Origin of the sequence: Streptomyces sp. NPDC048288 (genome assembly GCF_043201555.1) — a bacterium.
Classification (GTDB): Bacteria; Actinomycetota; Actinomycetes; order Streptomycetales; family Streptomycetaceae; genus Streptomyces.
Window position 1 is genome coordinate 1 of record NZ_JBICZD010000012.1, and the last position, 20,579, is coordinate 20,579.

The following is a 20,579-nucleotide window of genomic DNA, read 5'->3' on the forward strand; positions in this document are numbered from 1 at the left end:
CCGCTACGAGCGCAAGCCGGAACACTTCCTCGCCTTCACCGCCATCGCCGCGACCCTCATATGTCACCGCCGACTCACCAAATGAAATGGCGTCTAAACGCAGGGAAACCTGACGCGAGTGGGCCGACGCAACCGGGACACTGCCGAGCGGCCGGTGGGACCGTACGGGAAGCTGCGGGTCAGTTCCGCGCGGCCGGGCGAGGCCGGAAGTACTGGTAGAGCACCGCGCAGGCGTCGACCGCCTTCCCCCTTCAGCGTCAGCGGGTCGAACGCGAAGAGGGTCGAGTACGCCGGCCAGTCGAAGCTGTCCCGGACGCTGGTGATCGAGCATGTTTCCCGCCGACGAGGGGCCGTCTCAGGCAGCCCGGGCCGTCATGGGCGTGACCGGCGGCCCGGTGCATCGCGGAGATGGCTTTCCGGGTCCGCGGCTCGCTGGACGGCATGGGATGCGAGCAGGCCCGGAGGGTGAACCCGCCGGTCAGCCTCACGGCCGCGGCAATTCCCGGGGTGCAGCCGGTCCGCCGGGGCCTGTGGGTCATGGGTGGACGTTCGTCACCGTCAGTGGCAGACGAACCGCGGGTGGCAGTGGGGGCATGGCCGGCTCGGCCCGCATGCCCTGGATCAGCAGGGCGGCGAAGCGTCGTGCGGCGGCCACGGCAAGGTCCTGCGTGGTGGTTCGGATACCGCTGTTGGCCATGAGCACCATGATCAGGTCGTCCAGGACGAAGTCCGGGCGCAGCCTGCCTGTCGCGCCGGCCCGGCGGGCGAGTTCGGCGACCTTGCCCAGCGCCCGCTCCCGTTGCGCGGCGAAGTCGAGCGCGCGGGGGAAGGCCGAGACGAACGCCGCGGTGAAGCCCCGGTTCCGCGCGTGCAGTTCACACACCTGCTCGATCATCCGGCAGAAGCCCCGCCACGGATCCGGATCGGCCAGCCCCTCGTCGACGATGGCCGTGCAGGCTGCCATCTCCTCGGTGAAGACCTCGGTGACCAGTGCCTCCTTGGTCGGGAAGTGCCGGTAGAGGGTTGCCGGGCCCACCTCGGCACGCCGGGCGATCTCCCGCATCGGCACATCCAGGCCCTGCGCGGCGAACAGCGCCCGGGTCACGGCGAGGATGCGTTCACGGTTGTCCCGGGCGTCCGAGCGCAGGGAGTGAGGCAAACGGTTCGTCACCGCTCTCACTTTAATCAAACGGACGGGGTGTTCCGTTAGCGTCCGGCTGCATGAGAGCACTGACCTTCTCCGTATACGGTCCCGCGAGTGTCCTTGAGGTGACTGACGTGCCGGAACCTCACGCCGGGCCGGGCCGTGTCCGGGTGTCCGTAAGGGCCTCCGGCGTCACTCCCGCCGACTGCAGGCTCCGCGCGGGCCAGTTGCGCACGATGATGCCGGTGGCGCTGCCCCATGTGCTCGGCGTGGACGCCGCGGGTGTGGTCGACGAGGTCGGTCCGGGCGTCACCGGTGTCCAGGTGGGAGACGCGGTGTTCGGCATCGTCGATCTCGCCGAGCTCGGCGGTGCGAACGCCGAGTACGCGGTCCTGGCGGTGTGGGCGCCCAAGCCCGACGCGTTGACCTGGGAACAGGCCGCGGCGGCGGCGAACATCGAGACCGCCGCCCGCGCGCTCGACCGGCTGAAGGCCGACACCGGCACGGTCCTGCTGATCGAGGGCGCGGCCGGCGGGGTCGGCACGGTCGCCGTCCAGTTGGCGGCGGCTCGCGGCGCCACCGTCATCGGTACGGCGAGCTCCCGTAATCACGCGTTCGTAGCGGAGTTGGGGGCGATACCGATCGCCTACGGGCCCGGCACGGCCGAGCGGGTCGGCGCCCTGGGACTGGGCGGAGTCGACGCCGTCCTGGACTGCGCCGGTTCGGGTTCGCTGCCCGACCTGGTCGACCTCGTCGAAAGCCCGGACCGGGTGGTGACCATCGCCGACCTGAACGCGGCCAGGTACGGGGTCCACCTGTCCCGCTCGGCCGGCCCCGGCGCGGACCCGCAGGCCGTCGACGGGCTCGCCGAGGCCGCCGGCCTCGCGCAGCAGGGCCGCTTCACCGTGCCCCTGGCCGCCGCCTTCGCCCTTGAAGACGCGGCAGCGGCCCATCTGTTGAGCGAGACCGGGCATGCGCGGGGAAAGATCGTACTCACCCCGTAGGGCCTGTCCGGCGGATCTTCACGGGCGGGGTCTCCTCCGGCTGGACCGGTCCGCAAGGGCAACCGGGTCAGCGGGCGTCTGCCGGGCCGCTGCGGGCCGGATCGTCGGCAGTGCTGGAGCGGGTGAGGGTGCCGTTCAGCCAGGCGGCGGCGAGTTCCGCCCGGGAGCGGCAGCCGGTGCGCTGGAACAGGCGTGTCAGGCGCTGTTCCACGGTCTTGTGGCTGCAGGCGAGTTCATCGCCATTTGGCGATCAATTCACCGAAGCTGGATTTGTCCATACGCCCACTCCGGGACATCGAGGTCAACCACCCCTCAAGTAGAAAGTCCGGAAATTGAAGTTGGTCACGCTCAAGGTGTATGGGTCGGACGGGAATTCGGTTCCGGGGCGTTTCGTGTGTCGCGGATGGGGCGCCGCCCTCGCCCTCGGTCTGTCCATGGCGTTCTCTTTCGCCAACACCAGTTCCGCTTCCGCCCTGACGCTCGGTGACGTAATCGGGACGAATTTCCTCCGCAACTGGGCGACCGGCCGCTGTCTGGACAGCGACGCTTCTGGCAATGTTTACACCAATCCCTGCCAGCAGGGAAACAGCTACCAAACCTGGACCCTGACATTTCGCGGTCACATTGACTACGACATTGTCGAGGTCAAGAACCAGGCAACCGGTCGCTGCCTTTTCTGGGGGAACCTGGCCGGTGGGCGGTATCCCTACACCAGCGACTGCCACCCGGGTGCGGCTTCCGACGCTCTCATGACGTGGTGGGGAGTTGGGTCGGGCTGGGATCAAGTGCAGTTCAAGACCCGCCAAGAAGGTTTGTGCCTGGACAGCAACAGCAGTGGAAGCGCCTACATGCTCGGCTGCAACGGCGGCGGAAACCAACTCTGGAAGCTGGGTTACTGAGCCCTCGACGAAGCGGTTGAACGAGTGCCCGTTGCACGGGGCCGGGGTGCGTCCTCATTACCTGGTCGGGCGGCGTCTCGGACGAGTGCTTGCTGTGACGACGGGATCGGACTGGTGTCGTGGAGTCTGCCGCTACTCCACAACCGCCAGGTCGTCATTGCCTCCGACAGCCGGGCTCGGGAGGAATCCGGAGCGATGGATATCCGGGCACGGGGCTCGGCTGTCGGCGTGGCTGAGCCAGGGGTGCGGAGTGATGCACGCCTGGTTGGCGAGGGTGGCGGCGGCGTCGCAGACCGCCACCGTCATCGCGCGCGTGTGCGTCTCGTCCGGCTCGCCCTCGTGCTGCTGGCCTGCGCCTCCGCCTGGCTTCTGGCGGACGGACCGATCGGCCCGTCGGTGGCGACGACCGGCGCGCTCCTGATCGCGGCGGCCAAGGGGCGATGGGTGATTGTCCACTTCATGGAGCGGCGCGAGGCCCTGACGATGTACACGGCGACTTTCCGAGGTGCTGTCTTCCTTCGCTCACACCGACTGGCCGGCCAGGTTCAGCACCGCGGCGACGAGTTCGGCGTTGTCCCGGGCGGTCGTGCCGTCCGGGAGGAGGGTGCCGTCCTCGAAGCCGATGCGGACCTGGTGGCCGTCGGCGAGTGCGGCGCGCAGTACCGGCCAGGTGGTGGCCGCCTCGCCGTGGTAGAGGAGCGGAGTGGTGACACCCGCGGAGCGGATCATCGCGGCCATCGCGCGCGCGTGGTCGACGGCCGTGTCCGGGTCCTCGTCCATCGGCTCGATCAGGATCCGCACATTGTCCGCGAGGGTCGGCGACGCCAGGAGCGCGGGCACGTCGTCCACGCTCCACACCGCGCTCTCCAGCACCATGCCCCGGGCCACGACCAGTGCGGCCGTCTCGGTCGCACCCTCCTCGCAGAACGCCACCGACGCGAAGTCCGGCAGGATCTCCCAGGACTTGACCAGGTCGTAGCGCTCCTCGGGGCCCGAGCAGGTCCACAGCCCGGTGGTCGTCCCGACGACCGCGCCCGGCGCCGTGGAACGGACCGCGCGCAGCACTTCCGCGAGCGCGTCGGGGGCGATGGTCTGCCCGCCGTCGGGGGTGCGGACATGCAGGTGGACGATGTCGGCGCCGGCCGCGAGGACGGCCGCGGTGTCGACGGCGATCTCCTCGGCCGTCACGGGGACCGCCGGGTGCTCGGCTCGGGTCCGGCCACCGTTGATGGCTGCCTTGAGGAACATGGGTGTGTTTCCTTGGGGGTTGGGTGTACGGGGCCCGGTACGGGCCCGGATCACGCGGAGGTGGGGGAAGGGGTCCGGAGGTCCGCGAGGGTGCGCGTGGCTCCGGTGAGCGTGCCCAGGGGGTGGCCCCGGTGCAGCTCGGCGATGAGGTCGGGTTCCTCGGCGTCGTCGGCCAGCGCCTCGTCCACGACGGCGGCGAGGGCCGCGGCCGGGGCGATGAGCAGGCCGTTCTCGTCACCGAGGACCAGGTCGCCGACGCGCACCGGAACGCCCCCGCAGTGCACGGGCGCGCCCAGGGAGCCGTCGGCGATGCCGTGCAGCTTGGTGGTCAGCAGCGAGGTGCCGTACGCGTACACCGGCAGCCCCACCGCGCGCAGGGCGCCGATGTCGGTGCACACGCCGTCCACCACGGCTCCGGCCGCGCCCCGGGCGGCCAGCGCGTGCACGACGACCTCGCCGAGCGGCGCGTGCCGGCGGTCGCCGCCGCAGTCGACGACGACCACGTCACCGGGGCCGACGAGGCCCGCCGCGTGGTGCAGCATCGTCGAGTCGGTGGCGGTGATCCGTACGGTCACGGCCCGGCCGACCAGCCGCCCCGCGCCGGCCACCCGGCGCAGCGCCGGATCGCAGAACCCCTCCTCCAGGTAGTGGCCGAGGGTGGGGAAGTCCACCCTGGCCAGGCGGGCCGCCAACTCCTCGTCGAGGGCGGGTACTTCGGTCAGGTCACGAATGTCCAGGGGCATGACGGGTCACCTCGGGCCGATGATGATGCGACGGTTGCGGAGCACGGGCAGCACCGTGCGGGCGCGGTCGGTACGGTGCTTGTCCGCGTCGACGACGAACAGCGACCGCTCCTCCTCGCCGAGCGCGGCACGCACCACGCCCAGCGGGTCGACGGCCATGCTCATCCCGATACAGTCGGGCGTGGTCAGCGAGGCCGCCACCACCCAGCAGGTGTTCTCGATCGCCCGGCTGCGCAGCAGGGTCGTCCAGTGGTCCTCCTTGAGCGGACCGCGCACCCACGCCGCCGACACCGACAGCAGATCGGCGCCCATCTCGACCAGCGCCCGGGTGAACTCGGGGAAGCGCAGGTCGTAGCAGTTGACCAGGCCGACGTTGAACTCGCCGATGCGGACCACGACCGGCCCCTCGTCACCGCGCTGCACCTCGCTGGACTCGCGGTAGTCGAAGGCGTCGTACAGGTGCATCTTGCGGTAGCGGCCGAGGAGTTCACCCTCCGCGGAGACGGCCGCGATGGTGTTGTACGGCAGTGAACCACCGCTCGGCTCGTAGCCGCCGGCGATGACGGCGACGCCGTGTTCGGCGGCGATCCGGGACAGCCCGGCGAGGAAGCCGGGCCAGTGGGCCTCGGCGGTGGCGTGCAGCGGCTTGCCCGCGGCCTCGGCGGGGATCATCGCCTCCTCGGGGAAGACGACGAGTTCCGCCCCCGAGGCCGCAGCCTCAGCGGTCATCGACGCGACGACCTCCAGATTGGCGCCGACGTCGGCGGTGGGGGCGTACTGGGCGGCGGCGACCTTCACGGTCGTATCTCCTTGCTGGAATGGGTCGGTGCGGGATGCGGGTGCCGGGCGGGCGCCGTGCGGGGCGCCCGCCCCGGAGCGGGGACGGTCAATCGGCCAGGACCCGGGAGGCCTCCGGCCGCCAGTGCGCCCAGGCGGGGCCGCCCGCGGACAGGCCGGCCGTGCCGGAGGAGGAGGTCTCGGCGACGAAGGTCGAGCCGTCGGCCAGCGTGAGGTGGTGGCGTACGGCGCTGCCGAGGTAGACGGACTGCTGGAGGGTGCCCCTGAGGACGGCCTGACCGGACGGCAGCAGGTTCTCGTCGGCGCACAGCCCGACGTTCTCCGGGCGCACCGACAGATGCGCCTGCCCGGTGACGTCGGTCTCGGGGACCGGCAGCGCGCCCAGCCCGCCCACATCGACCACCCGGCCGTCGCACGTGCCGGTGAGGAAGTTGGAGGTGCCGATGAAGGAGGCGACGAACCGGCTGGCCGGCCGCTCGTAGACGCCTTCCGGAGTGTCGACCTGCACGACCCGGCCGCCGTTCATCACGGCGATCCGGTCGGACATGGTCAGCGCCTCCTCCTGGTCGTGGGTGACCGTCACGAAGGTCACCCCGACCTCGCGCTGGATCTTCTTCAGCTCCAGCTGCATCTCGGCGCGCAGCTTCTTGTCCAGGGCCCCCAGCGGCTCGTCGAGCAGCAGCAGCGAGGGCCGGGCGATGAGCGCGCGGGCGATGGCCACCCGCTGCCGCTGGCCGCCGGAGAGCTGGGAGACGGCCCGGTCGCCGTACCCCTCAAGCCGGACCAGGGCGAGCGCCTCGGTGACCGCGCCCTTGATCTCGGCCTTCGGGCGCAGCTTGCGGACCTTCAGCTCGAAGGCGACGTTGTCGGCGACGCTCAGGTGCGGGAAGAGGGCGTAGCTCTGGAAGAGCATGTTCAGGTCCCGCTTGTGCGCCGGCACGCCGGTCGCCGGGACACCGCCGAGTTCGACCGTGCCCTCGGACGGCTCCTCGAAGCCGGTGATCATGCGCATCAGGGTGGTCTTGCCGCAGCCGGAAGGGCCGAGGATCGAGAAGAACTCGTTCTGCCGGATGTCGAGGGTGACGTCCCGCACCGCGTGCTGGGCTCCGAAGACCTTTCCGACGCCGGAGAGCCGGACGGCGGGAACCGTTGGGCTGGTGCTCATGTCAGGACGCCTTCACCTTGGTCCAGCCCTGCTGGAAGTACTGCATCGCGGTGCCCGGGTCGAGCAGGAAGTCGGCCTTGGCGATCGAGGAGTCGGGAGCGTAGATCGCCGGGTTGCTCAGCGCGGCCGTGTCCTTGATGTACTTGCGGGCGGCCTGGTTGGCGCTGGCGGAGGAGCCGTCGTCGGTGGCCTTCGCGGCGACCTCGGGACGCAGCAGGTAGTTGATGAACTTGTACGCCGACGTCAGGTTCTTGGCGCCCTTCGGGATCGCCAGACCGTCGGTCCAGATCGAGCCGCCCTCCTCGGGGATGACGTAGTGGACGTGCTTGTTGGACTGCACGACCTTCGCCATCGCCGTCCCGCTCCACGCCTCCGCCGCGCACGCCTGACCGGTCGACAGCAGCTGCGGGTAGTTGGTCGAGTTGTAGCCGGCGAGGATCTTCTTCTGCTTCTGCAGGGCCGCCGTCGCCTCGGCGATCTGGTCCTTGTCGGTGCTGGTGGCGCGGTGCCCGGTGACCTGGAGGCCCGCGATGTAGGCGGCCAGCATGTTGTCGAGCATGTACAGCTTGCCCTTGTACGCGCTGTCGAACAGGGTCTTCCAGCTGGTCGCCGACTTGATGCAGGTGTCGTTGTAGGCGAAGCCGGTGGTGCCCCAGATCCACGGCACGCTGTACTTGTTGCCCTTGTCGTAGGACGCGGTGCGGAACTTCTCGGCGAGGTTGCCCAGCCCCTCGATCTCGCTGTGGTCCAGCGGCTCGATGAGCTGCTGCCCGATCAGCTGCTGCACGGTGTACTGGCTGGGCTCGACCAGGTCGTAGCCCGAGGAGCCCGAGCTGAGCTTGGCCGTCATGGTCTCGTTGCTGTCGAAGGTGTCGACGGTGACCTTGATGCCGGTCTCCTTCTCGAACCCCTTGACCACGGAGTCGGGGATCTCCCCGGCCCAGGCGTAGAGGTGGAGCTCCTTGCCGCCGCCGGAGGAGGCGGCCGTGGTGGAGCCGGAGCCGCCGCAGGCGGTGGCGACCAGCGCGGTGACGGTCAGGACGGAGGTGCCCACGAGCGTTCTCGAAACTGTGGTACGGGACATGGCGAGGCCTTTCAGGGACGTACCGGAGCAGGCAGGACGGACGTACGGCGCGACGGTGCGGGTGCGGGTGCGGGAGAAGGGGACGCGCGGCCGGTGGTTCAGTCGCGGCCGTCGCCGGTCAGGACACGGCGCGTCTGCCGCAGGCCGGCGCCCAGGATGATCACGAAGGTGAAGAGCACGAGCAGGGTGCCCAGTGCGTTGATCTCCGGGGTCAGCCCGGTCTTCAGCAGCGAGTACACGCGCAGCGGGAGGGTGGTGGTACCGACCCCGCTGGTGAAGGTGGACATCACGATGTTGCCGAAGGAGATCGTGAAGCACAGCAGCCAGGAGGCGAGCAGCGCCTGTTTCAGCAGGGGCACCGTCACCAGCCGGAACCGTTGCCAGGCACCGCAGCCCAGGTCGGTGGCGGCCTCGTCGAGAGCCGGGTCGAGCGCCCGGTGCGCACCGAGCACGATCAGCGCCGCGTAGGGAAGGGTGACCACCAGGTGGCCGAGGACCAGTGTGGTCAGGCCCAGGGTCGCCTTGAGGGTGCCGAACACCGACAGCAGGGCCACGCCCAGCACGATCTCCGGGATCACCAGCGGCAGGAACAGCCCGCCGGAGAACAGCGCCCGGCCGCGCGGACCCAGCCGGGCCATGCCCATCGCCGCGAACAGCCCGCCCGCCGTCGCCAGCGTCGCGGAGATCACGCCGGCCTCGGCGCTCACCCGCAGCGCGGAGAGCAGATCGGTGTCCTGGGCGAGCACCCCGTACCAGCGGGTGCTGAACCCCGCCCACTTGTAGGTGACATCCGAGTCGTTGAACGACAGGACGACCACGACCACGATCGGGATGTAGAGGAAGACGATGACACCGCGGGCCAGCCAGGCGGTCACCGTGTCGGGGAGCCGGGTGCGGGCGCTCATGACGTCCTCCTCCGCAGCCGGTTCGCCGCGGTGCCCAGCACCGCCACCGACGCGATCATCAGAACCAGCAGCAGCACGGAGGCCGCGGCTCCCATCGGCTGGTTGCGGAACTCGGTGTACAGCGTGACGATCAGGTTCCCGACCAGCTGGTTCTTGCCACCGCCGAGCAGTACGGGGATCACGAACACGCCGAGCGTCGGGATGAACGTGAGCAGCGCGGCGGCGAGCAGCCCCGGCCGCGCCAACGGCAGCAGCACCCGGGTGTGCACCCGCCACCAGCCGCAGCCCAGGTCCCGGGCCGCCTCACCGAGCGAGGGGTCGACCCCGCGCAGCGTCGCGTAGATCGGGAAGATCGCCGTCGGCAGGAAGGCGTAGACGAGGCCCACGAAGGAGGCACCCTGGCTCGGGATCCACTGCGTCCGCCCGTCGGTCAGACCGATGGCGTCGGTGAGCGCGTTCACCGGACCGCCGGGGCTGAGCAGGTTGATCCAGGCGAAGGTCCGCACCAGGAAGTCGGTCCAGAACGGCACGATGATCAGCAGCAGAAGCAGGCCCTGGCGCCGCGGCGGCCGGCCCGCCAGGTAGTACGACACCACGTAGCCGAGCACCAGACAGACGGCGGTGTTGAGGGCCGCCATGCCGAGGCTGTAGCCGAAGACCTTCAGATAGACCGGGTCGAACAGCTCGGTGTAGTTCGAGAGGGTGAACCCGCCGCGGATGCCACCGTAGGGGTCCGCCGTCGCGAAGCTGTTGCGCACCACGAGGGCCAGGGGCACGAGCACCAGCGCCACGACCGTCAGCCCCGCGGGGGCCAGCAGGGCGAAGGTGATCGCGCGGTGCCGCAGCCGGGTGGCGCGCGCCGCGGGCCGCGCCGTGACGGTCGACGGCGGCGGTGCGGCGGTGACGGTCACCGCGGCCTCCGGCCGGCGGGCGGTGGCGGTGCGTGCATGTGCGGGGCCTCCCTCGGATCGTCTGCGCACGTCCGGAAGATCGTCCGTTCGTGCCGTGGCCCTTAGCATCCGTTGGGGAGCAACCGCCTGAACAGGGTTGTTGAAATCGAATCCAGTGGAAACAGGGACCGAATTCCACGCATCTCGCAACAGGCGCGAAAAGACGCCGGGCGATGATGGGGGGAGCGGGACAGAAGGAGGTGCCGGCGTGATCGACGACCTGGACCGGCAGATCATCGACCAGCTGAGGGTGGACGGCCGGAAGTCGTTCGGTGAGATCGGCCGGGCCATCGGCCTGTCGGAGGCCTCGGTGCGCTCCCGCTTCCAGCGGCTGAGGCGGCGCGGCGCGATCCAGGTGGTGGGCATGACCGACGCGGTGCGGGTGGGCGAGATGGAGGTGCACCTCGCCGTACGGGTGCACCACGTCCCGGTGGTCCTGGTCGCCCGCGAGCTGTCCCGGATGCCGGAGGTGCGCTACGTGGCGTCCTGTGTCGGCCCGTACGACCTCATCCTCGACGTGCGCTGCCGGGATCTGGCCCACCTCTCGGAGCTGCTCACCGAGCGGGTCCGCCGGGTCAACGGCGTGGCGCACGCGGAGGCGCTCACCGTCCTGGAAGTAGTCAAGGACAGCTACCTGTGGGCGGGCTTCCGGGACGTGCCGGCCGGGCCGGACCAGCGCATCCTGCCCCGGTGAAGCGCCGGGAAGGACCGTGAGGCGCCGAAGGCCGGTCAGCCGTCCGCGACCGCCTGCCCGACCGAGCTGTTGAGGCCGTTCCAGGAGTAGTCCTTGAACAGCTCCAGAAGCAGCAGCACCTGGACCCGGGACACCCCCGGCAGCATCCGGATCTCGTCCAGCAGCTGCACGAGCTGCGGCTGGTCCCGGCAGGTGCCCTCCAGGAAGATGTCCTGGCTGCCCGCGACCAGCGCCACATGGTTGATCATCGGCATGTCGGCCAGGCTCTTGGCGACCGCGCGGGGCGTCAGGTCCCGGACCCGGATCATCAGCCGCACCGACTGGTGGCCCAGGGTGAGGGGGTTGCACAGGGCCACGATGCGCAGCGCGCCGCTCTCCTGCAGCCTCGCCACCCGCTGCCGTACGGTCGCCTCGGACACCGCGAGGTCACGGGCGAGCGTGGTGTACGGGGTGCGTCCGTCGCGGGCGAGGGCGCTCATGATGCCGCGGTCCAGATCGTCGATCAACACCTGCCTCCTCCCCTCCGACCGTACGTGACGCACGGAAGTCACCACAATCGCGCTGCCATCACATCCGGACCGGTGTTCCGTGGCGGGACGTGCCCGTCGAATACCGGCCGCGAGGGTGCGATCACGTGGGACCTGAGCGTCGATTCCACGTTCGCGTGGCGGGTTCACCACCAAGCTGCGTCTGGCCGTCGGGCAGGGTCAGAAACCCATGCCGATCGTGGTGACCGCTGGGCAGCGCGGAGACTCACCGCACCGTGGACAGCATCCAGCCGATCCGGCCCTGGTCGATACCGAAGGCGGACCCCGACGAACGCGACGGACAGCGCGAGCGCCGCGAGGACGTGTACGCGGTGGAACGGCGTGTCCTCTAACCGCCCTTCCCCGGTCCCCGCCTTCTTTCCTCCACGGCACTCGTGCGCCGTCCTCCTCGGTTCGAGACCAGCCGGACACTCCCCTCCTGGTGGAGGTGGCGGCACTGTGGACAGCGGTGACGACGCGGCCGTGTGCGCTGCGTCCACTCGGCGCCTCCACCTTTGTGCCGGACGGCCGGAACCTGCCCAGGCGATCGGGCGGCTGCTTCGCGTCGCGAACGGGACGACTCGGGAAAAGCCACGGCGTGGGCGGCGGCGATCTTTCGTCTGTAGCATCCGGCGCATGGACGTGGCGACGGGGGCACTGCCCCGGGGGCTCGGGCTGGTGGAGCGGGTGGTGCGCGGGGAGCTCGACAGCCGAGGCGGGCCCGGTGTGGTCCGGCTGGCGGAGGAGAGCGGGCTGGACAAGGGACAGGCGTCGCGGTTGCTGCGAGATCTGGTCGGCACCGGGACCCTCGCCCGGGACGGGCACGAGTTCCGCGCCGGGGCAGATCTGCTGGCCGTCGCGGCCGGGGCCGGTCCGTGGGGGGTGGAGAGCCGGGCGCTGTTGCGGGGGCTGGTGGTCCGGTTCGGTGCGTGCGCGTACGTCGACGTGCTCTGTGGGGCGATGGTGCTCTCGGTGCGGGCCGAGCTGGCGGCCTGGGCCGAGTTCTCCTGGGCGCGGGCGGGGCGGCTGACGCCGGTCTGGTGCACCGGGGCGGGGCGGGCGCTGCTCTTCGACCACTCGCGGGAAGAGGTCACGCGGCTCCTCGGCGGCGAGGACTTCATCGGGGCGGGCGGCCCCTACGCGCCGCGGACCGTGGACGATCTGCTGGCGCGGGTCACGACGGACGCCGGGCGCGGGGTCGCGGTCTGCGAGAGCGAGTACGACGAGGACGTGCTGGAGGTGTCCGCGCCGGTGCGGGATCCGCACGGGGACGTCGTGGCGGCGGTCAGCGCGGTCGTACCGCACGCGGCGGCCAGGGACGACCGGGACGAGATCATCACCGCGATCAGTGACGCGGCGGCCCAACTGGCCTCGCTCCTCGGCTGAGCCTCGACGGGCCCCGGCGAACCCCGAGGGGTCCCAGCGGATCTCGGCGGGTCGCGCTGGATACCGGTGGATCCCGGCGGGCCTCGGCGGGTGCCGACGGGTGCCGGTGGATCCCGGTGAACCTCGGCGGGTGCCGGTGGATCCTGGCGGGCCTCGGCGGGTGCCGACGGGTGCCGGTGGACCCCGGCGAACCTCGGCGAACCTCGGCGGGCCTCGGCAGTGCCAGCGGACTCCGCCGGGGCCGGCTGAACCAGGGACGCTCAGTCCTGGTCCGTCTCCGTGTCCCTCTCCGTCTCAGCCTTCATGTCCCTCTCCGCCTCCGCCTCCGCCTCCGTCGAGCACAGCGCCGCGGTCAGCCAGGTGCTCCAGCGGACCACCGAGTCCGCGCAGGCGGCTGTCGTGGGCTCCAGGCGGTGGCGGGGGCCGACGACCTGTACGGCGGCGACGATCTCCCCGCGGAAGTCTCTGACCGGAGCGGCGAGCGAGTAGAGGCCGGGCTCGGCCTCCTGGTCGACGATCGAGTAGCCGCGCTCGCGGGCCGCGGCGAGCCGGGTCAGGAAGTCGGTGAGGTCGGCCGGGGTGTTGGGGCCGTGCCGGACGAAGGCGGTGCGGGCGAGGACGGACGCGACCTCCGTGTCGTCGGCGTCGAACAGCAGGACCTGGCCGGCGTCGCTGCAGTAGGCGGGATAGGCGCGGCCCACCCAGGAGACGAACGAGGACAGCGCGGGCGGCATCGACTCCAGGATCGTCACGGAACTGGCACCGCGCAGGACGCCCAGGTAGGCGCACTCCCCCGTGTCGGCGGCGACCCCCTCCAGTGCGGTGCGGCCGTCCCGGCGCAGCCGTGCCTCGGTGATCTGCTGGACGCGGGCGTACAGCTCCCAGGCGACGGTGTAGCGCAGCGACGCGGGATCCCGGCGCAGGAACCGGGCCGTCTCCAGGCTCCGCAGGATGCGGGAGACCTGGCTGCGTTCGCGGCCCAGGAGCACGGCGACCTCGGCGGCGGTGTGGCCGCGCGGGTCCTGCGACGGGTGCTCGGCGAAGAGTCGGAGCACGGCCAGGCCGCGTTTGAGGCTGCTGTCGGTGGTCATCGCGGGCCGAGCATAGCGCCGGGCCGTGGCACCGCCGCGCGCCCTCGTTGCGCGCACATTGCAGGTTCATTGCAAGGCGCGTGCATGATGAGCAACTGGACTTGCCTATTACGCATCGCCGGGTAGTCTCCAGCCATCCCTCGCATATCAGGCTCATCTGGAGTTCGTCTTGTCCGCTCTGCGCCCGCTAGTACTCCTCGGTTCCGCGACGCTGCTTCTTGCGGGCTGCGCCGACCCCTCCGAGCCGACCGACGCCTCCGCCGGCACCCCGTCCGGCGCCTCGTCCTCGGCCGCCCCGATCGCGAGGAACGCCACGCTCGCCGCCAAGGTCCCGGCCGCGCTGAAGGCGGGCGGGATCACGGTCGCCAGTGACGTCAGCTACCCGCCGATGGACTTCTTCGCCGCCGACAACAAGACGGTCGTCGGTGCCGAGGCCGACCTCGACAAGGCTCTCGGCACGGTCCTCGGCGTCAAGGTCACCATCGTGAACGTGCCCTTCGACTCGATCCTGCCGGGCCTGCAGTCGGGCAAGTACCAGCTCGGTGTCTCCTCCTTCACGGACACCGCCGAGCGGGAGAAGGTGGTCGACTTCGTCACCTACTTCGACGCGGGTACGTCCCTGATCGTCCCGGCCGGCAATCCGAAGGCGCTCAAGCCCGGGGGCGACTCGCTGTGCGGCCGTACCGTCGCCGTGGCCAAGGGGTCCACGCAGGCCCTCGTGGACCTGCCGGCCCGCGCCAAGACCTGCAAGACGCCGATCAAGGTCAGCACCTTCCCGGACGGCACCGGGGTGAACCTCGCCGTCACCAGCGGCCGTGCCGACGCCGCCCTGGCCGACTCGCCGGTCGCCGCCTACGCCGCCAAGCGGTCCGGCGGCAAGCTGGAGGTCACCGGCGACTCCTACGGCAACGCGCCCTTCGGCATCGCCGTACCGAAGAACAGCGAGCTGACCGGGCTGCTCAAGTCGGCGCTGGAAGACCTCAAGGCGAGCGGCGGTTACGAGCAGATCCTCGCCAAGTGGGGCCTGGAGTCCGGCGCCCTGGACGCGTTCGAGATCAACGCGGCCTCATGAGCGAGGAGTTGCCGGTCTACCGGCGCCGCAGGCCGGGCCGGTGGGTGCTGACGCTCGTCGTCGTGGTCCTGGCCGCGAGCCTGGTCCAGTCGCTGATCACCAACCGGCGCTTCGGCTGGGACACGGTCGGCGCCTGGCTGTTCAGCCGGACCGTGATGACCGGCCTGCTGACCACGCTGGAACTCACCGCCGCCGCCATGGCGATCGGGCTCGTGCTCGGTATCGCGCTGGCGCTCATGCGGCTGTCGGACAACCCCGTGGCTCGGAGCGTCAGTTGGGCGTACATCTGGCTCTTCCGGGGCACCCCGCTCCTCGTCCAGCTGCTGTTCTGGGGGTTCATCTCCGCGCTGTACCCGACGCTGTCGCTGCACCTGCCCCTCCTGCCGGCGATCGGCAGCGTCCCGGCGAACTCCGTCATCACGACCTTCGCCGCGGCCCTGCTCGGCCTCGGTCTCAACGAGGCGGCCTATCTCGCCGAGATCATCCGGGCCGGGATCGTCTCGGTCGACCACGGGCAGACGGAGGCGGCGGACGCGCTGGGCCTGTCCCGGGCCCGGACCCTGCGCCGGATCGTCCTGCCGCAGGCGATGCGGGTGATCATCCCGCCGGTCGGCAACGAGACCATCTCCATGCTCAAGACGACCTCCCTGGTGAGCGTGCTGGCCTACGCCGAACTCCTGTACTCCGTGCAGATCGTGTACGCCCGCACCTACCAGACGATCCCGCTGCTGATCGTCGCCAGCATCTGGTACCTGGCCGTCACGACCCTGCTCAACGTCGGCCAGCACTACCTCGAACGTCACTTCGCGAAGGGCGGCAGCCGATGATGATCGAGGCCACCGGGGTCCGCAAGTCCTTCGCCGGACAAGAGGTGCTGCGCGGGATCGACCTGTCCGTGCCGCGCGGGACGGTCACCTGCGTGATCGGACCCTCCGGGTCGGGCAAGTCCACCTTCCTGCGGTGCGTGAACCATCTGGAGCGGCCCGACGGCGGCCGGATCCTGGTGGACGGCGCGCCGATCGGGTACGAGCCGTACCGGGACGGGCTGCGCGCACTGCGCCGCCGTGACCTCGCCCGGCAGCGCCGTGACATCGGCATGGTCTTCCAGCGCTTCCATCTCTTCCCGCACCTGACCGCACTCGCCAACGTCGTCGAGGGACCGGTCGGCGCGGGCCGCCCCCGCGCCGAGGCGACGGAGGAGGCGCTGGCGCTCCTCGACCGGGTCGGTCTGGCCGACCGGCGCGACGCCTACCCCGCCCAGCTCTCCGGCGGCCAGCAGCAACGGGTCGCCATCGCCCGCGCGCTGGCCATGCGGCCCAAGCTCATGCTGTTCGACGAGCCGACCTCGGCGCTCGACCCGGAACTGGTCGGGGAGGTGCTGGACGTCATGCGGGGCCTCGCCGCCGACGGCATGACGATGCTCGTCGTCACCCACGAACTGGGCTTCGCCCGCGAGGTCGCCGACGAGGTCGTCTTCTTCGACGACGGCCGGATCCTGGAGTCCGGACCGCCCGCCCGCGTCCTGTCGGCCCCCGACCACCCCCGAACCCGCGACTTCGTGACGAAAGTGCTGTGAGTGCTGTGAGTGCTGTGCCGGCTGCGACCACCTTTCGCGACGCCCTGTCCGCCGGCCCCCTCGTACTGGACGGCGGTATGTCCAACGAGCTGGAGGCCCAGGGCCACGACCTGAGCGGCGCCCTCTGGTCCGCCCGCCTGCTGCGCGACGACCCGGACGCGATCACGGCCGTCCACCGGGCCTACTTCGCCGCGGGCGCGCAGGTCGCCATCACGGCCTCCTACCAGGCCACCTACGAGGGTTTCGCCCGGCTGGGCATCTCCCGCACCGAGACCACAACCCTGCTGCGGCGCAGCGTGCGCCTGGCCCGCGAGGCCGCCGAGAACGCCGAGAACGCCGCCGGACCGGTCTGGGTCGCGGCGTCCGTGGGCCCGTACGGCGCGATGCTGGCCGACGGCTCGGAATACCGCGGCGGGTACGGCCTCACCGTGGCCGAGCTGACCCGCTTCCACCGCCCCCGGCTGGAGGCACTCGCGGAGGCCGCCCCCGACGTCTTCGCCATCGAGACCATTCCCGACCTCCGGGAGGCGGAGGCCGTACTCACCGCCCTGGACGGCCTGGGTATCCCCGCCTGGCTCTCGTACAGCATCCGCGGGACGACCACCAGCGCGGGCCAGCCGCTGACCGAGGCCTTCGCGCTGGCCCGCGGCAGCGACGCCGTCGTCGCCACGGGGGTGAACTGCGCCCCCGCCGCCGACACGGCCGCCGCGCTGACCCTGAACACCGCGCTGCCCGGCGTCGTCTACCCGAACGGCGGCGGCGTCTGGGACCCCGGGACCCGGAGCTGGCGGGGCGCCCAGGACGAGATCGCGGATCTGGCACCCTCCTGGCTGCGCGCCGGCGCGGTGCTCGTCGGCGGCTGCTGCCGGGTCGGCCCGGCCGAGATCAGGGAGCTGGCCAACCGCCTCGCCGCCGCCGCGGCAGACGGCTGAGCTGCCACGGCAGACCGCCGAGCTGCCACGGCAGTCCGCTGAGGGGCCGTCGCGAGACCGACCGCCGGGCCGCCCCTCCCCCGTACCCGCACCACGCGCAAGGAACGCCACCCATGCCCCAGCCCACCGCCCTCCCGGTGATCGACCTCTCCGCCCCCGACCGTGAGGCGCTCCACCGGGCCGCCCGTGACGTCGGCTTCTTCCAGCTGGTCGGGCACGGCATCACCCCCGCCGAACAGGCCCGGCTGCTCGCTACCGCCCAGGACTTCTTCGCCCTGCCCGAGGCCGAGCGGCACGCGCTCGACAACCTCAACTCGCCGCACTTCCGCGGCTACACGCGGATCGGCAACGAGCACACCCAGGGCCGTCGGGACTGGCGCGACCAACTCGACATCAGCAACGAGCTGCCCCCTCACGTGCCGGCCCCGGGCGAGCCGCCGTACTGGTGGCTGGAGGGGCCGAACCAGTGGCCCGAGTCCCTGCCCGCGCTGCGGGAGGTCGCGCTGGAGTGGATGGCCCGGACGGGCGCGGTCGCCCATCGGCTGCTGCACGAGCTGCTCGCGGCCGTCGGCGGTCCCGGGGACTTCTACGACGACGCCTTCGCCGGCCGCCCGCGCAACCATCTGAAACTGGTCCGCTACCCGGGGCGGGCCCCGGTGGGCGACGACCAGGGTGTCGGGGTGCACAAGGACTACGGCTTCCTGACCCTGCTGCTCACGGACGAGGTGCCCGGACTCCAGGTGGAGACACCGGACGGGCAGGGCTTCATCGACGTGCCGTATCTGCCGGGGGCGTTCGTGGTGAACCTGGGCGAGCTGCTGGAGGTCGCGACGAACGGCTACCTGAAGGCGACCAACCACCGCGTGGTCTCCCCGCCGGGAGCACGCGAGCGCTTCTCCGCACCGTTCTTCTACAACCCCCGGCTCGACGCCCGGATCGCCCCGCTCCCCTTCCCCGGCGCGTCGGACGCGGCCGGTGTGACGGACGACCCGGACAACCCGCTGTTCGCGGAGTTCGGCTGGAACGAACTCAAGGGCTGGGTCCGCGCCCACCCCGCAGTGGTGAGCAGGCACCATCCGGAGCTGACGATCGCCTGACGGTCAGCACGGCGCCGAGGGCCGGTCACTGGCGCTACTGGCTCCGGAGTGGGTTCTGTGGCAGTCCCGGGTGGTCGGCGACCGGCGCGGCATCCACGGAACCGGGGCCCGCTCCTGACCCGGTGTCGGGTTCGGCCGTGAGGTGCTTCTCGAACGGGAGCGGGCCGATGGTTTCCGGGTCGGCCTCCGTGTCGAACAGGGGGGTGTAGCCGGTGGCGAGGTAGAGGCCGCGGGCCTCCGGCTGGCGCGGCCCGGTGGTCAGGTAGATCCGCCGGTAGCCGCGGCGGCCCGCCTCGCTCTCCAGTTCCGCGACGACACGGCCGGCCAGACCCCGCCGCCGGTGTGCGGAGTGCGTCCAGATCCGCTTGAGTTCGGCCGTGGCCTCGTCGTACCGGCGGAACGCGCCGCCCGCGACCGGCTCACCGCCTTCGAGCAGCAGGAGCAGGAGGCCGCCGTAGGGCGTCGTGAACTCCTCGCTGGGGTACCGGGCGAGTTCGGCACGGGCTTCGCTGCCGTAGCGGGCGGCGTACTCCTCGCCCAGCTCGCGCAGCAGTGGTTCCACCCGTGGGTCGGCGACGGTGACGTGAACGACCGTCGGCTCGGTCGCGGCCGGTGGTACGACCGAGGTCATCCGTCCACCGCCGCGAGATCGCGCGTGGCGTCGGCGGCGCGCCCGGCGTCACGCTTGGCGACCTCCTCGCGGACGAGCGGGATCACGTACCGGCCGAAGTCGATCGCGTCGTCCAGCAGGTCGTAGCCGCGGGCGGAGAGGATGTCGACGCCCAGGTCGTAGTAGTCGAGGAGCGCCCGGGCCACGGTCTCCGGGGTGCCGACCAGGGCGTTGGAGTTGCCCGCGCCGCCGGTGGCCGCGGCGGTCGGGGTCCACAGGGCGCGGTCGTAGCGCTCGCCCGCCTCGGCGATGGCGATCAGCCGCTGCGAGCCCGTGTTCTGCGGCTGGGCGTGCCCGTTGTGGCGCTTGCCGACCGCCTCGCCCTTCTCCTTGCGGGCCTTGATCGCGCCCACCGTGCGGTGGGCCTTCTCCCAGGCCAGTTCCTCCGTGGGGGCGATGATCGGCCGGAACGCCACCTGGAAGCGCGGTACGTCGGTGCGGCCCGCCGCCTTCGCCGCGGCCCGCACGGCCTCGATCTGCTCGGCGGTCCTCGCCAGCGGCTCGCCCCACAGGCAGTAGATGTCGGCCTCGGCGCCCCCGGCCGCGTTGGCGGCCGGTGACGAACCGCCGAACGAGACGCCGGGGCACGGCTGTTGGACAGGGAAGACGTCGCTGACGAAGTCGTGGAAGCGGTAGTGCTCGCCCTCGTGGTCGAAGGGCTCGCGGGTGGTCCAGATCTTCTTGACGATCCGGATGTACTCCAGGGTGCGGGCGTAGCGCTCGTCCTTGGTCAGGGTGTCACCCTCGCGGCCCTGCTCGTGGTCGTTCCCGCCGGTGATGAAGTGCACCGTCAGCCGGCCCTCGCTGATCTGGTCGAGGGTGGCGAAGGTCTTGGCGGCGAAGGTGGGGTAGGAGACGTTCGGCCGGTGGGCGAGGAGGATCTGGAGGCGGTCCAACCGGCTCGCGATGTACGCGGCGGCCGGTGCGGGATCCGGGGATCCGGAGCCGTAGGCGAACAGCACCCGGTCCCAGCCGTGGTCCTCGTGCGCGCGTGCGAGGCGGAGCGTGTACTCCTTGTCGAAGGCGGCGCCGGAGCGGGGGGTGGTTTCCGAGCCGTCGTTGGTGGCGGCGATGCCGAGGAATTCCACGGGCACGGGAGTGGCCTTTCACGGGAGACCGCACGCGGGGCAGGGCAAGGGGACCGTGCGCGCGGGACGGGTGGGTGACGGGTTCGCCGCACGGACGGGTCGGTGCGGGCAGGGCGGCGACAGCGCACGAAGCGGGAACGCGGCCCGCGCGGGGGGCCGCTGGAGGGTGGGGCCGGTCAGCCGGCCCGTCGCCGAGTCAGACGCAACACGCCGCGGACCACACCCGACCGAGGTCGATGTGGGGGCGCGAGACCAAGCGCTGCTGGGCGTTCATGCGACCAATTCAGCAGTCGGTCGCGCTGTTCGTCAAGCAGCGCCCGGATGCCGGACCGCCGCCCTGGCTCCCCGGGCCACCGGTCGGTCAAGCCCTTTGGGCCGGGCGCCTCGTGAACCGGCGTGACAAAGGTCATTGACAACCGGAATCCGGCAAGGTTGTCATGAGCACATGAAAGCACGTCCTGGAGACCACCGGGCAGAGGGTGTGCGGCTGCCGCGGGAGCGCGGTC

22 protein-coding genes are annotated in these 20,579 nt (G+C 71.3%); 9 read left to right on the top strand and 13 right to left on the bottom strand.

Annotation, left to right across the window (positions count from 1 at the left end; genetic code table 11):
• Positions 1 to 535 precede the first annotated feature (535 nt).
• A complete protein-coding gene (locus ACGFZS_RS36210) occupies positions 536 to 1,171 on the bottom strand; it encodes a TetR/AcrR family transcriptional regulator (protein ID WP_393798661.1) in 636 nt (211 codons plus the stop codon).
• 50 nt (positions 1,172 to 1,221) lie between these two features.
• Between ACGFZS_RS36210 and ACGFZS_RS36215 the strand changes: the two genes are divergently transcribed.
• Positions 1,222 to 2,148, top strand: coding sequence for an NADP-dependent oxidoreductase (locus tag ACGFZS_RS36215; RefSeq protein WP_393798662.1), 927 nt, complete (start codon positions 1,222 to 1,224; stop codon positions 2,146 to 2,148).
• A 67-nt stretch (positions 2,149 to 2,215) separates the two neighbouring features.
• Here the strand turns inward: ACGFZS_RS36215 and ACGFZS_RS36220 are convergent, their stop codons facing one another.
• Positions 2,216 to 2,359: a hypothetical protein gene (locus ACGFZS_RS36220; protein ID WP_393798663.1), complete on the bottom strand. Its 144-nt coding sequence runs from the start codon at positions 2,357 to 2,359 to the stop codon at positions 2,216 to 2,218.
• A 223-nt stretch (positions 2,360 to 2,582) separates the two neighbouring features.
• Here ACGFZS_RS36220 and ACGFZS_RS36225 point away from each other — a divergent pair, with 223 nt between their 5' ends.
• Positions 2,583 to 3,047 carry a ricin-type beta-trefoil lectin domain protein gene (locus ACGFZS_RS36225; RefSeq protein WP_393798664.1) on the top strand — a complete coding sequence of 155 codons (465 nt, stop codon included), beginning with the start codon at positions 2,583 to 2,585 and terminating at the stop codon, positions 3,045 to 3,047.
• A gap of 522 nt (positions 3,048 to 3,569) precedes the next feature.
• Here ACGFZS_RS36225 and ACGFZS_RS36230 read toward each other — a convergent pair.
• From ACGFZS_RS36230 to ACGFZS_RS36260, 7 genes are all read right to left on the bottom strand, one after another.
• Complete coding sequence (locus ACGFZS_RS36230) at positions 3,570 to 4,295, bottom strand: 3-keto-5-aminohexanoate cleavage protein (RefSeq protein ID WP_393798665.1); 726 nt, start codon at positions 4,293 to 4,295, stop codon at positions 3,570 to 3,572.
• A 50-nt stretch (positions 4,296 to 4,345) separates the two neighbouring features.
• Positions 4,346 to 5,038 (bottom strand): RraA family protein, encoded by a 693-nt coding sequence (locus ACGFZS_RS36235; RefSeq protein WP_393798666.1) that lies wholly within the window; start codon positions 5,036 to 5,038, stop codon positions 4,346 to 4,348.
• Positions 5,039 to 5,044: 6 nt separating this feature from the next.
• Positions 5,045 to 5,836 (bottom strand): carbon-nitrogen hydrolase family protein, encoded by a 792-nt coding sequence (locus ACGFZS_RS36240; protein WP_393798667.1) that lies wholly within the window; start codon positions 5,834 to 5,836, stop codon positions 5,045 to 5,047.
• An 88-nt stretch (positions 5,837 to 5,924) separates the two neighbouring features.
• Entirely contained in the window at positions 5,925 to 7,001 is a 1,077-nt protein-coding gene (locus tag ACGFZS_RS36245) for an ABC transporter ATP-binding protein (RefSeq protein ID WP_393798668.1), read from the bottom strand.
• A 1-nt stretch (position 7,002) separates the two neighbouring features.
• A complete protein-coding gene (locus ACGFZS_RS36250; RefSeq protein WP_393798669.1) occupies positions 7,003 to 8,055 on the bottom strand; it encodes a PotD/PotF family extracellular solute-binding protein in 1,053 nt (350 codons plus the stop codon).
• Positions 8,056 to 8,183: 128 nt separating this feature from the next.
• Positions 8,184 to 8,990 (bottom strand): ABC transporter permease, encoded by an 807-nt coding sequence (locus ACGFZS_RS36255; protein ID WP_393798670.1) that lies wholly within the window; start codon positions 8,988 to 8,990, stop codon positions 8,184 to 8,186.
• Positions 8,987 to 9,901 carry an ABC transporter permease gene (locus ACGFZS_RS36260; protein ID WP_393798671.1) on the bottom strand — a complete coding sequence of 305 codons (915 nt, stop codon included), beginning with the start codon at positions 9,899 to 9,901 and terminating at the stop codon, positions 8,987 to 8,989. The genes ACGFZS_RS36255 and ACGFZS_RS36260 overlap by 4 nt, the downstream gene beginning before the upstream one ends.
• A 247-nt stretch (positions 9,902 to 10,148) precedes the next feature.
• Here ACGFZS_RS36260 and ACGFZS_RS36265 point away from each other — a divergent pair, with 247 nt between their 5' ends.
• Positions 10,149 to 10,634, top strand: coding sequence for an Lrp/AsnC family transcriptional regulator (locus tag ACGFZS_RS36265; protein WP_362579192.1), 486 nt, complete (start codon positions 10,149 to 10,151; stop codon positions 10,632 to 10,634).
• A gap of 35 nt (positions 10,635 to 10,669) precedes the next feature.
• On the opposite strand, the gene ACGFZS_RS36270 is transcribed toward ACGFZS_RS36265, so the two are convergent.
• A complete protein-coding gene (locus tag ACGFZS_RS36270; protein ID WP_362323837.1) occupies positions 10,670 to 11,140 on the bottom strand; it encodes an Lrp/AsnC family transcriptional regulator in 471 nt (156 codons plus the stop codon).
• Between the two features lie 657 nt (positions 11,141 to 11,797).
• Here ACGFZS_RS36270 and ACGFZS_RS36275 point away from each other — a divergent pair.
• Positions 11,798 to 12,547: an IclR family transcriptional regulator C-terminal domain-containing protein gene (locus ACGFZS_RS36275; protein ID WP_393798672.1), complete on the top strand. Its 750-nt coding sequence runs from the start codon at positions 11,798 to 11,800 to the stop codon at positions 12,545 to 12,547.
• Between the two features lie 260 nt (positions 12,548 to 12,807).
• On the opposite strand, the gene ACGFZS_RS36280 is transcribed toward ACGFZS_RS36275, so the two are convergent.
• Positions 12,808 to 13,638, bottom strand: coding sequence for an IclR family transcriptional regulator (locus ACGFZS_RS36280; protein ID WP_393798673.1), 831 nt, complete (start codon positions 13,636 to 13,638; stop codon positions 12,808 to 12,810).
• Between the two features lie 169 nt (positions 13,639 to 13,807).
• On the opposite strand from ACGFZS_RS36280, the gene ACGFZS_RS36285 reads away from it, so the two are divergent.
• The 5 genes from ACGFZS_RS36285 to ACGFZS_RS36305 all read left to right on the top strand — a co-directional run bounded on the left by ACGFZS_RS36285 (position 13,808) and on the right by ACGFZS_RS36305 (position 18,315).
• Positions 13,808 to 14,710: an ABC transporter substrate-binding protein gene (locus tag ACGFZS_RS36285; protein WP_393798674.1), complete on the top strand. Its 903-nt coding sequence runs from the start codon at positions 13,808 to 13,810 to the stop codon at positions 14,708 to 14,710.
• Entirely contained in the window at positions 14,707 to 15,537 is an 831-nt protein-coding gene (locus ACGFZS_RS36290; RefSeq protein ID WP_393798675.1) for an amino acid ABC transporter permease, read from the top strand. Before ACGFZS_RS36285 ends, ACGFZS_RS36290 begins: the two co-directional genes overlap by 4 nt.
• Positions 15,537 to 16,286, top strand: coding sequence for an amino acid ABC transporter ATP-binding protein (locus ACGFZS_RS36295; protein WP_362589862.1), 750 nt, complete (start codon positions 15,537 to 15,539; stop codon positions 16,284 to 16,286). Before ACGFZS_RS36290 ends, ACGFZS_RS36295 begins: the two co-directional genes overlap by 1 nt.
• A 5-nt stretch (positions 16,287 to 16,291) precedes the next feature.
• Positions 16,292 to 17,218, top strand: coding sequence for a homocysteine S-methyltransferase (gene mmuM, locus ACGFZS_RS36300; RefSeq protein WP_393798676.1), 927 nt, complete (start codon positions 16,292 to 16,294; stop codon positions 17,216 to 17,218).
• Between the two features lie 113 nt (positions 17,219 to 17,331).
• Positions 17,332 to 18,315 (top strand): isopenicillin N synthase family dioxygenase, encoded by a 984-nt coding sequence (locus ACGFZS_RS36305; RefSeq protein ID WP_393798677.1) that lies wholly within the window; start codon positions 17,332 to 17,334, stop codon positions 18,313 to 18,315.
• 34 nt (positions 18,316 to 18,349) lie between these two features.
• On the opposite strand, the gene ACGFZS_RS36310 is transcribed toward ACGFZS_RS36305, so the two are convergent.
• Positions 18,350 to 18,946, bottom strand: a complete 597-nt coding sequence (locus ACGFZS_RS36310; RefSeq protein WP_393798678.1) for a GNAT family N-acetyltransferase — start codon at positions 18,944 to 18,946, stop codon at positions 18,350 to 18,352.
• On the bottom strand, positions 18,943 to 20,079 hold the full coding sequence (locus tag ACGFZS_RS36315) for an LLM class flavin-dependent oxidoreductase (protein ID WP_393798679.1): 1,137 nt from the start codon (positions 20,077 to 20,079) through the stop codon (positions 18,943 to 18,945). Before ACGFZS_RS36315 ends, ACGFZS_RS36310 begins: the two co-directional genes overlap by 4 nt.
• Positions 20,080 to 20,579: the final 500 nt, after the last annotated feature.